Raw genomic sequence first — 18,004 nt, forward strand, 5'->3', positions numbered from 1 at the left:
CCCGATTTACAAGTACTTTTATTAATAAAAATCGATAATGAAACAAGTAAAGAACATTTTAGTAGTTGCAGCATTCCTTGTAATGGGTGCAAATCTTGCAACAGCACAAACGGCATCAAGTAAAGTTTGTCATATAGCATCTCAAGAATTAGTTGAGGAACTACCTAAGGCAAAAGCTGCTGAAAAGCAATTGAGAAATCTTGCAAAAGCCTATGAAGCTGATCTAGTAAAAATGGATCGTGAGCTCAAGGTGAAAGCTCAAGAAGCGCAACAAAACGCACCTAATAGATCTGATGAAGAAAATGAGCGCAAGTATCAAGAAATACAGCAAGACCGTAAGACTCTTGAAGATTTTTATTCTAAGTCTCAAGAATCTCTAGCACAAAAAAGAACTGACCTATTGAAGCCTCTTTATGAAGAGGTGCGTCAAGCAATCTTTAAAGTAGCAAGAGCCAAAGGTTTTGATTACGTTCTAGATTCAACTACAGGAACAGGCGTTATCATGGCAGATGGTTACGACCTCATGCCTGATGTAAAAGCTGCGTTGGGTATTTAATCCATCCAATAAATTATAGAAACCGCCTCAACTGGCGGTTTTTTTATGCTCAAATTTTAAATTACTACAATCTTTATAGCAACTTTGTCGACATGAATGCAAGGCCTATTGGTTTTTTTGATAGCGGCGTTGGTGGCACCAGCGTGTGGAAAGAGGTCGTCGATTTACTGCCGCATGAGAACACTATTTATCTAGCAGATTCTGCTAATGCGCCCTTTGGTCGCAGGACCAAAAAGCAAATCATTGATCTGTGCGTCAAGAATACCGAGTTTCTACTGAAGCAGGACTGTAAACTTATAGCGGTGCCTTGTAATACTGCGACTACCAATGCCATAGGATATTTAAGAAGTAACTATGATGTGCCATTTATTGGTATAGAACCGGCTATCAAGCCTGCAGCGTTGCAATCAGATACTAAAAAAGTGGGCATTCTAGCAACTAAAGGCACGCTGTCTAGTGAATTATTCATAAGCACACACAAGCAATTTACTAAGGACGTCAACACCATTGAGATAGTAGGTACAGGCATCGTCGAGCTTATCGAGGCAGGTAAAACGGATAGCCAGGAAATGCGAGATCTGCTGATTGAAATCACCGAGCCTTTTATGATTTCAGGTATTGATTATCTGGTTTTAGGGTGCAGCCATTACCCGTATATCAAGGATCAATTACAGGAATTATTACCTAATCGCGTGCGCATCATTGACTCTGGCGCGGCGGTGGCCCGTCAAACCTTATCGGTGCTCAAATCCCAGGATTTACTTAATCCCAATGACGTGCCTGGCAAACATTCATTGTACAGCAATATGGATGCCACCGTCTTGAAATCATTTGTAGGTGACGTATCTAATACTACGATCAAGTTCCTAGAATTTTAGTCTATATGACGGCATCTTAATGAAGGCATAAATCATTGAGATTTGTATTTTTATAAATTACACTTATACCCAACATTTGGCAGCCAAAAGCAAGAAAGTCACGCCCTTAATGCAGCAGTACAACAAGATCAAGGTCAAGTACCCTGATGCTTTGTTGCTGTTCCGTGTAGGTGATTTTTACGAGACCTTTGGAGAGGACGCAGTTAAGACCGCTCGCATTCTCAACATTGTTTTGACTAATAGGAACAACGGCGGCGAGCGCACAGAGCTTGCAGGTTTCCCACACCATTCCTTGAATACTTACTTGCCCAAACTTGTCCGTGCAGGTGAACGAGTGGCAATTTGTGATCAATTAGAAGATCCTAAACAAACTAAAAAGATTGTAAAACGCGGCGTGACCGAGTTGATCACGCCAGGTGTATCGCTCAATGATGAGGTACTACAATCGCGTTCAAATAATTTTTTGGCGGCTGTTACGCTTTCGCGAAAGCAATATGGCATCGCATTTCTTGACATATCAACAGGTGAGTTTCTAGTGTCACAGGGCACAAGAGAAGAGGTGGACAAACTGCTTCAAAACTTCCAGCCCAGTGAGGTGCTGGTATCTCGCAGCGATAAAAAGAATCTAGCGCAGGATTTCCCGTATGATTTACCATTCTTCTATCTGGAAGACTGGATTTTTCAAATAGACTACACGCGTGAATCTTTGTTGAAGCAGTTTAAAGTGAACAGCCTTAAAGGGTTTGGGATTGAGAAACTGGATGAAGGTATCGTGGCTGCTGGTTCGATACTGCACTACCTAGCGGAAACGCAACATGATAAACTGGATCATATCGTCAACATATCGCGTATTGAGGACGACAGCTATGTGTGGATGGATCGTTTTACCGTGCGCAATCTAGAGTTATATCAATCACTTAATACCGGCGCTGTCACCTTGCTTGATGTAATTGATAAAACTACTACACCTATGGGTGGTCGTTTATTAAAGAGATGGCTGGCTTTTCCATTAAAAGACAAGAAAGAGATAGAGAAACGTCACGAGATTGTGCAATTCTTTCATGACCATACAGAGCAGAAGGAAAGCATAAAGACAGCACTCAAGCGCATGAATGATCTAGAACGTCTCATTTCAAAGGTCGCGGTAGGTAAAATTTGTCCTCGTGAAGTAGTACAACTTAAAAACAGTCTTGAATCCATCGTTCCCGTTAAGGAAGCTGCACAGGCTGCAAGTAACAAGTCTTTACAATTTTTAGGTGAACGATTGCATCCTTGTCAGCATCTGGTAAGTCATATCAAGCAATCACTTGATGAGCAGGCACCTGTCAACATTTTAAAGGGAAAAACTATTGCCAGCGGCTATAATCCAGAATTAGATGAATTGCGAGGTCTAGCCACTTCAGGTAAAGATTACCTAGATAAAATGCTGGAAAGACACTGTGAGGAAACGGGCATTAGCAGTTTGAAGATAAGTAGCAACAACGTCTTTGGCTATTACATTGAAGTGCGCAATTCACATAAGGATAAGGTACCTGAATCCTGGACACGCAAACAAACGCTGGTAAATGCTGAGCGCTACATCACTGACGAACTCAAAGAATACGAGGCTAAAATCTTAGGTGCCGAAGAACGCATTCACGCACTACAACAAGAATTATTTGAAGGCGTCGTCAAGAAAATTATGCCTTTTATTAAAGCTATTCAAGAAAATGCGCACCTGATAGGTCAATTAGATTGTCTGATCTCATTTGCAGATCTTGCCGTGCTTTCAAAATATACACGACCAGAAATATTAGATTCCGCTGGATTAGTGATCTCAAACGGTCGTCATCCAGTTATAGAAAAAATGCTGCCTGCTGATAAGCCTTACATCCCTAACGATGTATCCTTAGATCAAGACTCTCAACAAATAATCATGATCACTGGTCCTAACATGAGTGGTAAAAGTGCCATCTTGAGACAGACAGCATTGATCGTCCTACTGGCACAAATAGGCAGCTTTGTCCCTGCAGATGAGGTTCAAATGGGCATCGTGGATAAAATTTTCACACGAGTTGGCGCTAGTGATAATATCTCGCAAGGAGAATCCACCTTCATGACAGAGATGAATGAGAGCGCGAGCATTCTCAACAACATTAGCGAGCGCAGTCTGGTGCTGCTGGATGAAATAGGTAGAGGAACCAGTACATACGACGGTATATCAATTGCATGGGCCATCACCGAGTATTTGCATGAGCATCCTTACAAACCTAAAACCCTGTTTGCCACTCATTACCATGAGCTCAACGAGATGACAGATCAATTTGAGAGGATAAAAAATTTCAACGTGCAGGTAAAAGAGCTCAAGGACAAAGTGTTGTTTATGCGCAAGCTGGTTGCTGGTGGTAGCCATCATAGCTTTGGTATCCATGTAGCTAAAATGGCTGGTATGCCACAGCAAGTAATTGCTAAAGCAAATAAATTGCTCAAGCGATTAGAAAAGTCTAACAAACAAGAGGAAAATACAAGTGGTTTGAAGGCAATTCAAGAAGAAGAAATGCAGTTGAGCTTCTTTAATCTTGACGATCCATTGCTAGAAAATATCAAAAATGAGATCCTACAAACCGATATAAATACCCTTACTCCAGTAGAAGCGTTGATGAAACTTAACGAGATCAAACGCATGCTCACAGGAAAGGATCAAGCAACAGGATAATTTTACCTTAATTCCTTTGCAGAATAAGGAAAGTTATTAAATTTGCATCCGCTTTGAGTGATAAGTCAAAGTGCAGTTCTTTAAAGAATTATTTGCGAAAGTAGCTCAGGGGTAGAGCATCACCTTGCCAAGGTGAGGGTCGCGGGTTCAAATCCCGTCTTTCGCTCAAGAGAAAAAGCCGATTCAACATCGGCTTTTTTGATCGCACCAATGATGTGTCGCTGACACAATCGCTCGAGTGGTGGAATTGGTAGACACGTTGGACTTAAAATCCAATGGGTAGTAATGCCCGTACGGGTTCAAGTCCCGTCTCGAGTACTTTAAAACCTCATAATCAATTGATTATGAGGTTTTTTATTTCGTTACTTGCATTTGCGTTGAGTAAAATCAATTATCATCCGCACCAGTGCGTTCTTCCTCAATTTCTTCTTCTACCTCGTCGCCAAATTCCTCTAGTTCGTCACCTACTTCTTCTAGATTGTCCTCTGTATCCTCAATGGCAGACTCAGTAGCTTCTTCCATTTTTTCCATCGTGGATTCACGGCAGGATGTGGTGCCCAATAAAAATGCGATTGCTACTAGACTTAAGATTACTCTTTTCATGATTTCATTATTTATAGGAAATCTATTGAATATTTCGATGATCACAACCTAAGAGTGTGTTAAGCCGACTTCTCACTCAAATAATACCAGTAACGTTTCGGCACCTATTGTAGGTGCGGTTTCACTGTCTAGCTTTAGGCTATGTTGGTTCTCTGAAATTTTATTGACTCCTATGATCTTAATGGATGTTCTCGCTTTCGCGAAAGCGGAATTCCAAACGATCTCACAGAGCTTCTACGGTATTTAGGAATAATTATTGATGCATTTAAAACTTTGTGCATCGGATTGCCTAACTTATTTTAAAAGAAGCATATTCCCTAGACTTGTAACTAAAGAATAAAGATTAAAAACACACTTTGTAAATCAAATTTATGATTAGACTTTTACTCACGTTTCTTTTTTTAATGTGTTTGGCTACAACTCTAGGGCAGGGCGAGGCAAACAATTGGTATTTTGGAGGTCAAGCTGGAATAACCTTTAATAATGGAGATCCAATCGCGCTCACTGATGGTCAAATGTCAACTAATGAAGGTTGTTCAACAATTTCAGATCCAGATGGAAACCTTCTTTTTTATTCAGATGGGATTACTGTGTGGAATAAGGAACATGAGGTAATGGACAATGGCACATCACTATTGGGCGATCCTTCAAGTTCACAGTCAGGTGTAATAGTTCCAGTCCCAAAAAATCAAGATTTATATTACATTTTCACTATACCAGACGTAGGAGGTCCAGAGGGATTACGTTATTCAGTGATAGATTTGAGACTTGATGACGGCCTAGGTGGTGTGGTAAGCAATCAAAAGAATGTACTTCTTTATTCACCATCAACCGAAAAGATCACTGCGGTAAAACACCTTAACAATGTTGATGTCTGGATTATTACTCATGAATATAATTCAAACGTGTTTAGATGTCACCTAATGACTGAGGATGGCTTGTCTAATCAAGTAATAACAAATACTGTAGGTCACACTCCAACCACCGTAGACTCTACCATTGGCAATATCAAAGCCTCATCTGACGGGCTGAGATTAGCAACTACCTATTATGTAGACCCAAGATCGAGCAATCGAGGGTTACTAGAGATTTTTGAATTTGACAATTTGAGTGGTGTTATCTATAATCCTATTTCAATTGGTCTTTCTGACCTAGATGAAACTGAAGAGCTTGTAAACAGCCCTTACGGAATCGAATTCTCGCCTAATGGTCAATTTCTTTATATAGGTCAAACCGCAAGCGGCATAGACCAATATGATTTAAATGTTTTTGAAAAAACCTCAATAGTGGAATCTCGTGTGAGATTGACAGGAACACCTAGATTTCCAGCCGGAAGCCTTATACCAACTTTAGGTCAATTACAATTAGGACCCGATAAAAAAATCTATGTTTCGGAAGTTAATAATGGTTTCTTAGGCGTTATCAATAATCCCAACTTGAAAGGCGTCGACGCTAATTTTGAACGTAATGGAGTTTTTCTTGGCGGCAATTTATCTAGATATGGTCTTCCTGCCTTCATTCAGTCCTTTTTTAGAGAGTCAAATATTAGTATAACAGGAGCCTGCTTAGGCACTGAAACATCGTTTGAGTTGAGATCCAGTAGATTTGTTAGGGATGTTATATGGGATTTTGGCGATGGGAACACCTCAACCGATCTAAAACCAACACATACTTATGATAGTATTGGTGAATACACCGTAACTGTCACAGTTTTCCAGCTAGGAACAGAAGTATTTTCCACATCCACCATAGTAGACGTAAAAAATCCTCCTGTAGCATCATCGGCTAATAATATGCAGCAATGTGCAAATACAGACGGAAGTCCGGTACCCTTTGATTTGAGTGAGAAAAAAGATCAAATCATTAATGATCAAGAAAATGAAAATTTGTCTGTTACTTATTATAGGGATCTAAACAGCGCTCAACAGGGCACGAATCCTCTAAATGACGATATTATTTTAACCTCTCAGGATGCATCAGTTTTTGCTAGAGTTGAAGATGATAATAATCTTGGGTGTTTTGATATTACCCAATTCGAGGTTCAAGTAATAGACATACAAGCTCCTGAAGTGCAGGAACAATATATATTTTGTAGAAGCACTGGACAGCTAGAAATATCGCTTAATTCAAACGCCGACCGTATAGAATGGTCTACAGGAGAGACGTCGCCCAATGTGATAATAACTGAACCTGGGTCGTATGGTGTCACGATATTTAAAGAATTTGAGTCCGTAATTTGTGAATCTTACAAAGATTTTGTGGTTCTAGAAAAACCGATCTCGATCAACGAGATAGTAATAGATCAATTTGTTGAAGAAAATAATTCTGCTCAAGTTGTGATGTCAACCATTGATAATTATCAATATTCTCTGGACGGTATAAATTTTCAATTATCTAGCACATTTGAAAATGTTGATCCTGGTACTTATGAAATCACGGTAGCTGATATAGATTTCTGTGGATTTGCACGTCAGAAAATTCAAATCGTTGATTACCCTAGATTTTTCACGCCTAACAACGATGGCTATAATGACACATGGCATATAAAAAATATCATCTCTGATCCTGATGCCATTGTGATGATATTTGATCGTTATGGTAAAATGCTCAAGGCACTAACTGCTCAAGATACTGGTTGGGATGGTACATTTAACGGTAACATCATGCCTTCATCAGATTATTGGTTTGAACTTAGAATGACAGATGGCACCGTTGTTAAGAATCACTTCACCTTGAAACGGTAAGGCCTTTAATATAAATTAGGCCACTTTCTCACTCAAATACTTCCAGTAACGTTTCGGTACATGTTGCAGGTGCAGTTTCATGTTTTTGCGCGATTCTATGTTAGTACTTTTAAAATACTGGTTCCAGAGATCGCGGTAATTGTTCTCGCTTTCGCGAAAGCGTGATTCCTCAACAACACCAGTATTCATAATACCTCGTTGCGCCCTAGGGTCATTAAATTGGATGGTGACCTCATCTACCTTTTCAAGATCATAGGAAATACCATAATCGCGATTCAAATCATAGATGATCCATTTCTGGTCTGCATAACGGTTTTTAAAGTGCTTTGAGATCAACGGCAGGACATTGAAATCTGGCTCGCAGTTAGCATAATACACATCTTCCTCAATGAGATGAAATCGTATAAACGCTTCCATACGGTGCTTTTCCCGACCTACCATTTTGGCCGCTTGAGACATTTTCAATACGGTGATATTTCCATAATCGCCTGATGGTGAAGTTCCATTTTTAAAAGTGATGCGGCAGTAGTCCAATAACGTATTCTCGATACCAGAAATCTCACTTAAAAATGCCCTGTAAAACTGGTTAAAATCATTGCTGCCGCACAATTTTTTCAGCTTTTTGAAAACACGATCTGCCTTATCTTGATCGGTGATGATAGTTTGCATTTCACCAAATAGCTGGTCCTGCGCCAGCGAGGTTTTTTGAATAATGGGATTTTTGAGTTTATGGGCATAAACATCAAAGACTGCCGTCAAGAACCCATTAAAGGAACCATCGTATTGTAATAATTCATTCATCAAAACAGGCTTAATTGATTGGTGAAATTCTTACTATACTTGCTAGCTCCAGATAGTAGTATTTGATTTTTAATTTGTATACCAGTTAAATCGCGACGCTCAAATTCTCGTGAGTCACAGGTGATGAAGTATTTACCGCGGTTCATGGATATACCTATCGCCTTAAGGTGTTCCCAGCCCAGTTTTCTATAGCGTCTAGCGCTTATGATTTTATGAACCGACTTCATGCCCACGCCAGGAATGCGCGCCAGCATGCGCTTATCTGCCTTATTGATATCCACAGGAAATTGATCTAGATTGCGCAACGCCCAGGATAACTTGGGATCAATATCCATGTCCAGATTTTGATGCTGATCGTTTAATATCTCGCGCACATCAAATCCATAAAAGCGCAGCAACCAGTCCGTTTGATATAATCTATTCTCTCGCATCATGGGAACCTCTGTACCCAGCGCTGGTAATCGTGAATCATCTGCCACAGGAATATAGCCAGAATAGTACACGCGCTTCATGTTGAACTTGTTATAGAAAAAGTTGGCACTGTACATGACATCGCGATCACTCTCGCCAGTCGCGCCCACGATCATTTGGGTGCTTTGGCCTGCTGGTGCATATACTGGCGTGCTCTTGATGATCTTCTTTTCTGACTTATAAAGATCGATAGAATTCTTTACCGCTTTCATGGGCTGGATAAAGTCCTTGTGATCCTTGTCTGGTGCCAGTAACTTAAGACCAGCCTTGGTAGGTATCTCTATATTCACTGATAATCTATCTGCATACAGTCCAGCCTCACGCATTAGCTCATCGCTAGCGCCAGGTATGGATTTAAGGTGAATGTAGCCGTTGAAATTTTCTTCCTCGCGCAGCTTTTTTGCAACACGCACCAGTCGCTCCATGGTAGCATCGGGACTTTTGAAAATTCCCGAACTCAAGAACAAGCCCTCTATATAATTGCGACGGTAAAAGTTGATGGTGAGATCCACTACTTCTTGCACGGTAAAAGCAGCGCGCTTGATATCATTTGATTTGCGCGTCACGCAATAAGCACAGTCAAAGATGCAAACATTAGTCAGCAGGATCTTGAGCAGCGATACACAGCGACCATCCTCAGTATAACTGTGACATATGCCCATGCCAGTGCTATCGCCCAGACCTTTATTCTTATTCTGTCGCTTGCTTCCGCTACTGCTGCAGCTCACGTCATACTTTGCCGCATCTGCCAGTATCTCTAGCTTCTCTTTTATTCTCTCGTGGTTCATATGCATGCCCGCGCAGGCGGGAATCTTTTTATTACTATTCCGCACTTGATGCGGAATCTCATTTTAATTTGTCATGCCGTCGCAGGACGGCATCTCTGAGTCACTCGTTAAGGTATCAGTCGGCTTCACTCGCCATACCGTCGCAGGACGGCATCAGTCAACACTATTTCCTAACCTTACCAGGTTTTCTACCAGCACCGCGCTGGTACACATCTACTTTTTCATGCGGCAGTTCTTGTCTTCTATAACCGTTGCCATTGCCCATGCGCCTATCCTTTAAACTAGCTTGTTTATCCAGTCGATGGATGGTTTGCGGATTATCCTCTGCATATCGTGGATCCTCGATATAGTCTGCTTTTTTCATGTCTTGCACCTCGATGGAACAAAAATCAAACTCTTCTACCACCTTGCCATAAACTGCATAGATACCGCTGCCGCGAAAGGTAATCCTAGCAGCCACAGGTGGAAACATCACGGTGTCAAAAAAGTGACCATCACGGTCTAGAAAAGTGCCAAATTGCATGCGCTTTCCCTTACCCGTATGAGTCGTTTTTATATTGACTACATAACCATAAATCAGGATATTTCTATTGAGATGATCCTTGAGATCCTTGCACGTATTGTTGTTTACCGGTGGCTTTACCAGTAGGTCAAAATGTGAGCACAATGGGAAACCCAATAGCTCAATCTGTTCAAAGGCTAGTTCTTGCAACGTTGTAGTTAATTTGGGAATGCTCGCTTGTCTAAACTTGGGTACAAACAGCTGTTTTTGCAAGGCTTTTTTAGGTGTTTTATCCATTTTAAAATGTGCTTGCCACAACAATTCATACCGGTCAATACCTGTGAACCTAAATGCGTTGATACGTATCAACAAACTCATTTGATCAATGCTAATACCTACTCTATTAATAAAATCTTCCAGCGATTTGAAATCACCATCATACCATCGTGCTTCTGTGATGAGTCTCATGGTGGTTTTTTCTAGCTCATTGATATAGCTGTAGCCCAGGTAGATGGTCTTGCCTTTAATGACATTGGCAATATCACTATTATTGACGCACGGCGCCTCGATGATCGCGCCGCACATTCTAGCCTCATGCACATATAGTTCTGGCCTGTAAAAACCACCACCATTATTGAGTGTTGCAGTCATATATTCTAGCGGGAAATATCGTTTCAAGTACAGACTCTGGTAACTTTCCACGGCGTAAGATGCACTGTGACCTTTCGCGAAAGCGTAACCCGCAAAACTCTTGATCTGATCCCATATTTCTTGAGCTTCTTCTTTTTTATAGCCCAGCTTGATGCAGTTTTGAAAATACTTCTGTTCCACGCGCTTGAACTCATCGCGCGAACGGTACTTACCGCTCATACCGCGACGCAGGATGTCGGCCTCGGCAAGGTCTAGTTTTGCATAGTGGTGCGCCACCTTGATCACGTCTTCCTGATAGACCATGATGCCATAGGTCTCTGGCATGATCTCGTTGAGGATAGGATGCGCCTCGGCACGTTTTTCTGGGAATCGGGTGCGCAGGATAAACTCGCGCATCATACCACTTTGCGCCACACCAGGCCTGATCACGCTACTCGCTGCGACCAGTCCTATATAATCGTTTGTAGCGAGCTTGCTCAACAGCATGCGCATGGCAGGCGACTCAATGTAAAAACAACCTATACAACCAGCGCGTGACAGCATGCGGTTGATGTTCTCATCTTTCATAAAAGACTTGACATCGCGGCGCACATCTGCCACCTGTGCGTTGGGCTGGTTTTCTTTGATCAGTTGTATGGCATCGCGTATTTTTCCCAGACCGCGCTGTGCGAGTATATCAAACTTGTGGATTCCAGCATCCTCGGCAATGTGCATGTCAAACTGTACGGTCGCATAACCTTTGGGCGGCAAGCTGGTAGCGCTGTAATAATGAATGGGACGCTCTGTAATGAGGATACCACCTGCGTGGATGCTGGTATAATTGGGCTTGTCTTTAATATGATGTGCATACTTGAGCACCAGTTGATGCATCTGGTCCAGTTGCTTGCCGTTCCAGTTTCCCGTTGAGAGCATGTCGATATCTGCTCGCGGTAAACCGAATACCTTACCCAATTCCCTAATCACCGCGCGATATTGAAAGGTGACATAAGTGCCTTGCAAAGCAACGTTGTCAAATCTCTTGAAAATAAAGTCTGTCATGTCCTCGCGATCGTCCCATGAGAAGTCAAGGTCAAAATCTGGTGGGCTGGTACGGTAATCATTGATGAATCGCTCAAAATACAGATCGAGTTCTATGGGATCGACCTCGGTTATTTGTAGCAGGTAAGCCAGGATACTATTAGCACCACTACCGCGGCCTACATAGAAATAGCCTTGGCTGCGAGCGTATTCACATATCTTCCAGTTGATTAGGAAATAGGCGACAAAGTTTTTGCGGGCAACCGTAGAAATTTCTTTCTCAATACGTTCTTTGATGTCTTTGTTAGAGGCTCCATACCGCACGGCAATACCTTGTTGCGCGAGCTCTTTAAGTAATTTGAAGTCGGCTTTTTGGTTTTCTTCTAGCGTGCCATCGCGATGGTAGGTTTTCTGGTTGGCATTGAGCTGTGACTTGTCATAATCAAAACTGATGCTGCATTGATCCAACAGCTTTTTTGTGTTTTCCAGAATAAAGGGATAATCCGCAAAAGCTTTTTCAAGATCATCTACTGGAATCATGGTGTCCTCAAGGCTGCCTTGCTGATTATCTGGTAATTGACTAAGCAAGATATTGAGATCGATGCATCGCAACAATCTGTGAGCATTGTAGTCTCGCTTGTTTCTAAAACTCGTGGTTTGCATCACGACGAGCTTGTCCTTGTAATTAATGTAGTCGGTAAACGGTAATTTACGTAGCGCTGCAATGGAGATTCCTATGTATTCGCTTTCGCGAAAGCGGTCTACCACACTACAACCAGTAGAACTTTTTTTATCCAATGCCATCACCGTGTTGAGCGGATAGATAACAAATGCATTGTCAAACGCTGGCGCCTCATCTGGTAATGGCGTCTTGTTATGCAAATGCCCTGATAAAAAGGCGTTGAGCTCCTGAAAACCTGCATTGTTCCTTGCAATCCCAACGTACAGCTGTTGGTGCTCGTTACGGAAATCAATACCAATCACAGGTCGTTGTGGCATATCCTCTAACAATCTGACAAAGTTGAGGCAGGCACTGGTGTTGTTGATGTCGGTAAGTACAATGGTTTCCACACCATTTTCCACAGCGAGATCGATGAGTTCTTGCTCACTGTAAGCACCATAGCGCATGGAATAATATGTGTGGTTGTTTAAATACACGAGCCTCTTTTTCCTCTGGACATTTCCCCAAAGGGAAAATTCATTTAAATTATTTTTTCTTTCTAATACTAGACCATCATTGTCACTTCGACTACGCTCAGTGACCTCAAGAGAAAATTTCAAATCCCAAGTTCCAAGTTCCAAATCCCAAATCCCAAATCTCAAATCCCAAACCTCAACTAAACCTGAGGACTGAGGCACTCGAAGTCCGACTTTATAAAATCCCAAACCGTCAACTATTAACTATTAACTGATGCCATCAACTGTCAACTGACAACTATTAACTGTTAACTAATAACTGTATCACTGCTTCCTATGTGCCAGCACTACTGGCGGTAAACCGTTAAACGGATTAATCATTCTTCCTATAGTTCTCGCACCTAATCCTGATGCGCGTACTACCGCTCGATCGCCGTATTTCTCACGTACGTTGTCAAGTGCGTTATATAAATTAAGTGCCGTTTCTGTATCGTCAAACAGGTTGATTTGATAATTACCCGTTACCAGATGCGAGAAACGTATGCCTATCAATCGCACCAGCAGCCTGCGGTTATAAAGTCGCTCAAAAATCTCTAATATTTTGGGGATCAAGATGTGATCTGCGCTGCAATACGGTATCCGCATTTGTTTTGAATACGTATTAAAGTCAGAATACTTGATCTTGACATTGATACAAGCCGTGAGTTTATCACCACGTCGCAACTGATAGGCAAGATTCTCTGTCATGGCGATGAGTATGGATTTGAGTTTCTTGACATCAATGGTGTCCTTGTCAAAGGTGCGCTCTGTACTTATGGACTTGCGCTCGTTGAAGGCAATCACTGGTCTGTTGTCCACGCCTTGCGCGCGACGCCATATCAAACTACCGTTCTTACCTAATACTTTGATAAGCATTTCTTCCTGCATTTCCTGCAACGTCTTTATACGCTTGACGCCCAAGTGCCGCAAGGTCTGATAGGTCTTATCGCCTACTTGTGGTATTTTTTTGATCGACAACGGTGCCATGAATTGTTTCTCAAAGCCATTGTCGATCATAAGCTGATTGTTAGGCTTTGCCTCACCCGTGGCAATTTTTGAAACCACCTTATTGACTGACAAGCCAAAGGAAATAGGTAAACCAGTTTCCTTAATGATCTTGCGACGTATTTCTGTAGCGATCTTATAGCAATCATAAAACCGATCCATGCCTGTCATGTCTGCATAGAACTCATCGATACTAGACTTTTCAAACAACGGTGTTTCTTGTTTGATGATTTCAGTCACTTCATCAGAATGTTTTGAGTACGTGCCCGCATTGCCTCTTATGACGATGGCCTCTGGACACAGCTGGCGTGCAAGTTTCATGGACATACCACTATGCACACCATAACCACGCGTCTCATAACTACACGCCGCTACGACACCACGATCACTGGTACCGCCTACCAGTAGTGGCTTGTACTGTAGTCTAGAGTCGATCTTGCGCTCTACAGACACATAAAATGTATCCAGATCCATGTGCATGATATGCCTGTCGTTCATCGCTTAGTCTTAATTATTGTGGCTAAAAAACCTCACTTATTACAGTGAGGTTTCTGGCAATCAACTAGTATATAAATGGAAATATTCCTAGCTATTTGTATTATTTCATTTCAAAAGTATGGAACTATTCCATATTAATCGAGTAGATAATTGTTAAAATGATGGAATTATTCCGCATCGCAGTCATAGCACTTGACAAGTAAGGTACAATTCATCTATTATTATTTTTAGCCTTGACTAAAAATAAGTTTACCTACACCCAATTAATGTTTTACCTTTGCCGTATGCATTCAGTATCAGAAGAGAATTACATCAAGGCCATCCATCACTTACAGCAAGGTGATGACCTTGTTTCTACAAATGAGATTGCTGCGCGCATGAATACCAGAGCATCATCAGTAACTGATATGCTCAAGAAACTGGCCGATAAAAATCTAGCGGAATATATTCCCTATAAAGGATCGCGACTCACACAAATGGGAACCGATTGTGCTACCAGCATCATCAGGAAACACCGTTTGTGGGAAGTATTCCTGGTAGAGAAACTCAATTTCTCATGGGATGAAGTCCATGAGGTAGCAGAGCAGCTAGAACATATCCAATCTCGCAAACTTATCGACGAGCTGGACAAACACTTGGGTTACCCTAGAAAAGATCCACACGGCGATCCTATTCCTGATAAGGACGGTAACTACGAGAAAACACAACAGGCACCACTATCCATAGTCGATGTAGGCACACACGTTGCCATCACTGGCGTGGTGGACACCTCAAAAGAGTTCTTGAATTATCTGGACAAACACAACATCCAGCTAGGCACCCAGCTAAAAGTTCTAGATAAAGAAGATTTTGATGGATCAGTAACCGTCGAGACACCTCATAAAACGCTACAGCTATCGCGTCAAATAGCCGACAACCTATTTATAAAAGAACAACCATGAAAAAAATCATATACCTCTCAGCATTACTTATTTCTCTGCAACTGGTTGCGCAACAGGAACAAATAAATCCAGACGGCGCGCTCGTCACAGATAGACCCGACGCTACAGAATCGCCCAGCGTAGTACGACCTGGTTATCTGCAAATTGAAACTGGTGGTTTCTATACTGAAAATGAAGAAAACGGCACCACCATAAAGGAAACTACTTACAACACGACCCTACTGCGCTATGGCGTAATGAAAAATGTAGAACTGCGATTGGGACTGGATTATCGCAACACTCAGTTTGGGTCTAGCGACAATGATCTCAATGGCTTATCACCCTTATTGCTAGGTGCCAAAATAGGTATCGCACAAGAAGACGGCTGGAAACCACAGATGGCACTGCTAGGACATTTGACCCTACCATATACTGCCAGCAGTGACTATGACCCAGAGGCTACTGGCATGGACTTTAGATTTGCATTCAACCACACATTGTCAGACAGGTCAGGTATTGCCTACAATCTGGGCGCACGATTAGACGCTGGCAATCCAGAACTTGCTTATTTATATACCGTTGCCTACGGCTACAGCTTGACAAATACCATAGGTGCCTATGTAGAGCTATACGGTGATTTCCCTACAGACTCTAGCGCAAATCATTTATGGGACGCAGGTTTCACCTATCTCGCAAACAACGATTTACAATTTGATGTGACCGTAGGCTCGGGTATCACAGATGGACAAGACATCTTGCTCAGCGCTGGATTGAGTTACCGCATTAGAAAAAAGCAGTAGAGATGATACTGGTTACGCTTTCGCGAAAGCAAAAAACACAACAACACCTCAACATGAAAAAACTATCCTATTTATTATGTGCCTTACTGCTAGTGGGCTGCAAGGATGCCAGCCAAGATAACGGCAAACTCAACGTCGTCACCACTACCACCATGATTACAGACATGGTGGGCGCAATAGGTGGCGATGCGATCAACCTACAAGGCCTTATGGGTAGTGGCGTGGATCCGCATTTGTACAAGCCTAGTGAAGGTGACGTGTCAAAACTGCAAGATGCAGACGTGATTTTTTACAACGGCTTGCATCTAGAAGGTAAGCTAGTAGATATTTTTGAAAAGATGGAAGCGCGCGATAAAAACGCCATTGCGGTGAGCGATGCCATTGATAAAAGCACGCTTATAGGCAGTGAGTATTTTGCGAGTAATTATGATCCACACGTTTGGTTTGATACCGATTACTGGATTTCTATGTCCCGACTAGTTGCTCAAGAACTCACCGCTGCAGATCCTGAGAACAAGGAAACCTATGAGCAGAATCTCGCTAATTACATATCGTCCATTGAAGAACTAGCAGTAGAATTGAAACAAATCATTGACGATTTACCTGCCGAAAAACGCATCCTGGTAACCGCACATGATGCCTTTAATTACTACGGGCGCAAATTTGGTTTTGAGGTAGTAGGATTGCAAGGATTATCTACCGCGACGGAGGCTGGCGTGCAAGATGTTCAAAACATCACACAATTTATTATCGAGAATGATATCAAGGCCGTTTTTGTAGAAAGCAGCGTGCCTAGAAGAACAGTAGAAGCATTGCAAGCAGCGGTACGAGCACAAGATCGCGAAGTAGAAATAGGTGGCGAACTGTATAGTGATGCTTTAGGCAGCGCTGGCACAGCAGAAGGTACTTATGTAGGTATGTACAAGCATAATGTCAACACTATCGTCAACGCACTCAAATAATGGAACAGAAAATCGCCGTTGCCGTAGATGACTTGACCGTAGCTTACAACTATAAGCCTGTCTTGTGGGATATTGACCTGTCGATTCCTGAAGGTGTACTTATGGCTATCGTTGGCCCAAATGGCGCTGGAAAATCAACCTTGATCAAATCTATTCTTGGGATCATAGATCCTATTGCTGGATCTGTAAAGATCTATGACAAGCCTTATGCCAAGCAGCGTGACAAGGTCGCCTACGTACCACAAAAGGGTAGCGTGGATTGGGATTTCCCGACTACCGCTCTCGATGTCGTCATGATGGGAACTTACGGTTCATTAGGCTGGATCAAACGACCAGGTTCCAAAGAGAAAAAAGCAGCCCTTGAGGCACTTGAAAAAGTAGGTATGCTAGCCTTCAAAAGCAGGCAGATAAGTCAACTGTCTGGTGGACAGCAGCAACGTATATTCCTAGCAAGAGCGTTGGTACAAAATGCAGCGATCTATTTTATGGATGAACCTTTTCAAGGTGTTGACGCCACCACAGAGATTGCCATCATCAATATCCTAAAAGAACTGCGCAAGGCAGGAAAAACGGTGATCGTGGTACATCACGATTTACAAACCGTACCAGAATATTTTGATTGGGTCACCTTTTTAAATGTGAAGCACATCGCGACTGGACCTGTCAAGGATATTTTTAATGACGACAATTTGACCAAAACCTATGGTATCAATTATAAAGTTGCAGTGCAGCAGTAGGTAGTTAGTAGTTAGTAGTTAGTAAAATGCTTGCTCGAGCGTAGTCGAGAGCTACTGGTAATTGAAAACTTGATTGCTTTCAACGAGCTATTAAGAGATTTAAAAGAGATTCCGCCCTGCGGCGAAATGACATATAAAACTTTGGCGTCTGCCTGCTAGACAAATGACAAACAGGAAAGCGTTTTGAATACATTATTACG

General features: G+C 42.1%; 13 protein-coding genes and 2 tRNA genes. 10 read left to right on the forward strand and 5 right to left on the reverse strand.

Annotated features, from left to right (window positions below; translation table 11 throughout):
- Window positions 1-37: 37 nt before the first annotated feature.
- From EJ995_RS01650 to EJ995_RS01670, 5 genes are all read left to right on the forward strand, one after another.
- Window positions 38-556, forward strand: a complete 519-nt coding sequence (locus EJ995_RS01650; protein ID WP_126444979.1) for an OmpH family outer membrane protein — start codon at window positions 38-40, stop codon at window positions 554-556.
- Between the two features lie 92 nt (window positions 557-648).
- On the forward strand, window positions 649-1,434 hold the full coding sequence (gene murI, locus EJ995_RS01655) for a glutamate racemase (protein WP_126444981.1): 786 nt from the start codon (window positions 649-651) through the stop codon (window positions 1,432-1,434).
- A 76-nt stretch (window positions 1,435-1,510) separates the two neighbouring features.
- Complete coding sequence (mutS, locus tag EJ995_RS01660) at window positions 1,511-4,129, forward strand: DNA mismatch repair protein MutS (protein ID WP_126444983.1); 2,619 nt, start codon at window positions 1,511-1,513, stop codon at window positions 4,127-4,129.
- Window positions 4,130-4,223: 94 nt separating this feature from the next.
- Window positions 4,224-4,295 (forward strand) — tRNA-Gly (locus tag EJ995_RS01665).
- Between the two features lie 66 nt (window positions 4,296-4,361).
- Window positions 4,362-4,447, forward strand: a tRNA-Leu gene (locus EJ995_RS01670).
- A gap of 69 nt (window positions 4,448-4,516) precedes the next feature.
- Here EJ995_RS01670 and EJ995_RS01675 read toward each other — a convergent pair.
- The gene (locus EJ995_RS01675) at window positions 4,517-4,732 is read right to left on the reverse strand and encodes a hypothetical protein (protein ID WP_126444985.1); all 216 of its coding nucleotides are present in this window, start codon (window positions 4,730-4,732) and stop codon (window positions 4,517-4,519) included.
- 371 nt (window positions 4,733-5,103) lie between these two features.
- Here EJ995_RS01675 and EJ995_RS01680 point away from each other — a divergent pair, with 371 nt between their 5' ends.
- Complete coding sequence (locus EJ995_RS01680; protein ID WP_126444987.1) at window positions 5,104-7,476, forward strand: T9SS type B sorting domain-containing protein; 2,373 nt, start codon at window positions 5,104-5,106, stop codon at window positions 7,474-7,476.
- 15 nt (window positions 7,477-7,491) lie between these two features.
- Here the strand turns inward: EJ995_RS01680 and EJ995_RS01685 are convergent, their stop codons facing one another.
- The 4 genes from EJ995_RS01685 to dinB all read right to left on the reverse strand — a co-directional run bounded on the left by EJ995_RS01685 (window position 7,492) and on the right by dinB (window position 14,385).
- Window positions 7,492-8,277 (reverse strand): TIGR03915 family putative DNA repair protein, encoded by a 786-nt coding sequence (locus EJ995_RS01685; RefSeq protein ID WP_126444989.1) that lies wholly within the window; start codon window positions 8,275-8,277, stop codon window positions 7,492-7,494.
- Entirely contained in the window at window positions 8,277-9,536 is a 1,260-nt protein-coding gene (locus EJ995_RS01690) for a putative DNA modification/repair radical SAM protein (protein ID WP_126444991.1), read from the reverse strand. Before EJ995_RS01690 ends, EJ995_RS01685 begins: the two co-directional genes overlap by 1 nt.
- A 163-nt stretch (window positions 9,537-9,699) precedes the next feature.
- On the reverse strand, window positions 9,700-13,065 hold the full coding sequence (locus tag EJ995_RS01695) for a DNA polymerase III subunit alpha (RefSeq protein ID WP_317126811.1): 3,366 nt from the start codon (window positions 13,063-13,065) through the stop codon (window positions 9,700-9,702).
- Between the two features lie 102 nt (window positions 13,066-13,167).
- Entirely contained in the window at window positions 13,168-14,385 is a 1,218-nt protein-coding gene (gene dinB / locus EJ995_RS01700; RefSeq protein ID WP_126444993.1) for a DNA polymerase IV, read from the reverse strand.
- Window positions 14,386-14,669: 284 nt separating this feature from the next.
- Here dinB and EJ995_RS01705 point away from each other — a divergent pair, with 284 nt between their 5' ends.
- From EJ995_RS01705 to EJ995_RS01720, 4 genes are read left to right on the forward strand one after another with little or no spacing between them, the layout of a single operon-like run.
- On the forward strand, window positions 14,670-15,326 hold the full coding sequence (locus tag EJ995_RS01705) for a metal-dependent transcriptional regulator (RefSeq protein WP_126444995.1): 657 nt from the start codon (window positions 14,670-14,672) through the stop codon (window positions 15,324-15,326).
- Complete coding sequence (locus EJ995_RS01710; protein WP_126444997.1) at window positions 15,323-16,105, forward strand: transporter; 783 nt, start codon at window positions 15,323-15,325, stop codon at window positions 16,103-16,105. The genes EJ995_RS01705 and EJ995_RS01710 overlap by 4 nt, the downstream gene beginning before the upstream one ends.
- Window positions 16,106-16,158: 53 nt before the next feature.
- Window positions 16,159-17,067: a metal ABC transporter solute-binding protein, Zn/Mn family gene (locus tag EJ995_RS01715; RefSeq protein ID WP_126448838.1), complete on the forward strand. Its 909-nt coding sequence runs from the start codon at window positions 16,159-16,161 to the stop codon at window positions 17,065-17,067.
- Window positions 17,067-17,804, forward strand: coding sequence for a metal ABC transporter ATP-binding protein (locus EJ995_RS01720; protein WP_126444999.1), 738 nt, complete (start codon window positions 17,067-17,069; stop codon window positions 17,802-17,804). The genes EJ995_RS01715 and EJ995_RS01720 overlap by 1 nt, the downstream gene beginning before the upstream one ends.
- Window positions 17,805-18,004 lie beyond the last annotated feature (200 nt).

The sequence above is a fragment of the Nonlabens ponticola genome, assembly GCF_003966335.1.
Classification (GTDB): Bacteria; Bacteroidota; Bacteroidia; order Flavobacteriales; family Flavobacteriaceae; genus Nonlabens; species Nonlabens ponticola.

Excerpts from the sequence above, each read along its gene's own strand:
- EJ995_RS01650 (WP_126444979.1), top strand. The coding sequence starts at position 38 with ATGAAACAAGTAAAGAACATTTTAGTAGTTGCAGCATTCCTTGTAATG.
- EJ995_RS01715 (WP_126448838.1), top strand. The coding sequence starts at position 16,159 with ATGAAAAAACTATCCTATTTATTATGTGCCTTACTGCTAGTGGGCTGC.
- EJ995_RS01720 (WP_126444999.1), top strand. The coding sequence starts at position 17,067 with ATGGAACAGAAAATCGCCGTTGCCGTAGATGACTTGACCGTAGCTTAC.
- murI (WP_126444981.1), top strand. The coding sequence starts at position 649 with ATGAATGCAAGGCCTATTGGTTTTTTTGATAGCGGCGTTGGTGGCACC.
- dinB (WP_126444993.1), bottom strand. The coding sequence starts at position 14,385 with ATGAACGACAGGCATATCATGCACATGGATCTGGATACATTTTATGTG.
- EJ995_RS01675 (WP_126444985.1), bottom strand. The coding sequence starts at position 4,732 with ATGAAAAGAGTAATCTTAAGTCTAGTAGCAATCGCATTTTTATTGGGC.
- EJ995_RS01710 (WP_126444997.1), top strand. The coding sequence starts at position 15,323 with ATGAAAAAAATCATATACCTCTCAGCATTACTTATTTCTCTGCAACTG.
- EJ995_RS01680 (WP_126444987.1), top strand. The coding sequence starts at position 5,104 with ATGATTAGACTTTTACTCACGTTTCTTTTTTTAATGTGTTTGGCTACA.
- EJ995_RS01690 (WP_126444991.1), bottom strand. The coding sequence starts at position 9,536 with ATGAACCACGAGAGAATAAAAGAGAAGCTAGAGATACTGGCAGATGCG.
- EJ995_RS01705 (WP_126444995.1), top strand. The coding sequence starts at position 14,670 with ATGCATTCAGTATCAGAAGAGAATTACATCAAGGCCATCCATCACTTA.
- EJ995_RS01685 (WP_126444989.1), bottom strand. The coding sequence starts at position 8,277 with ATGAATGAATTATTACAATACGATGGTTCCTTTAATGGGTTCTTGACG.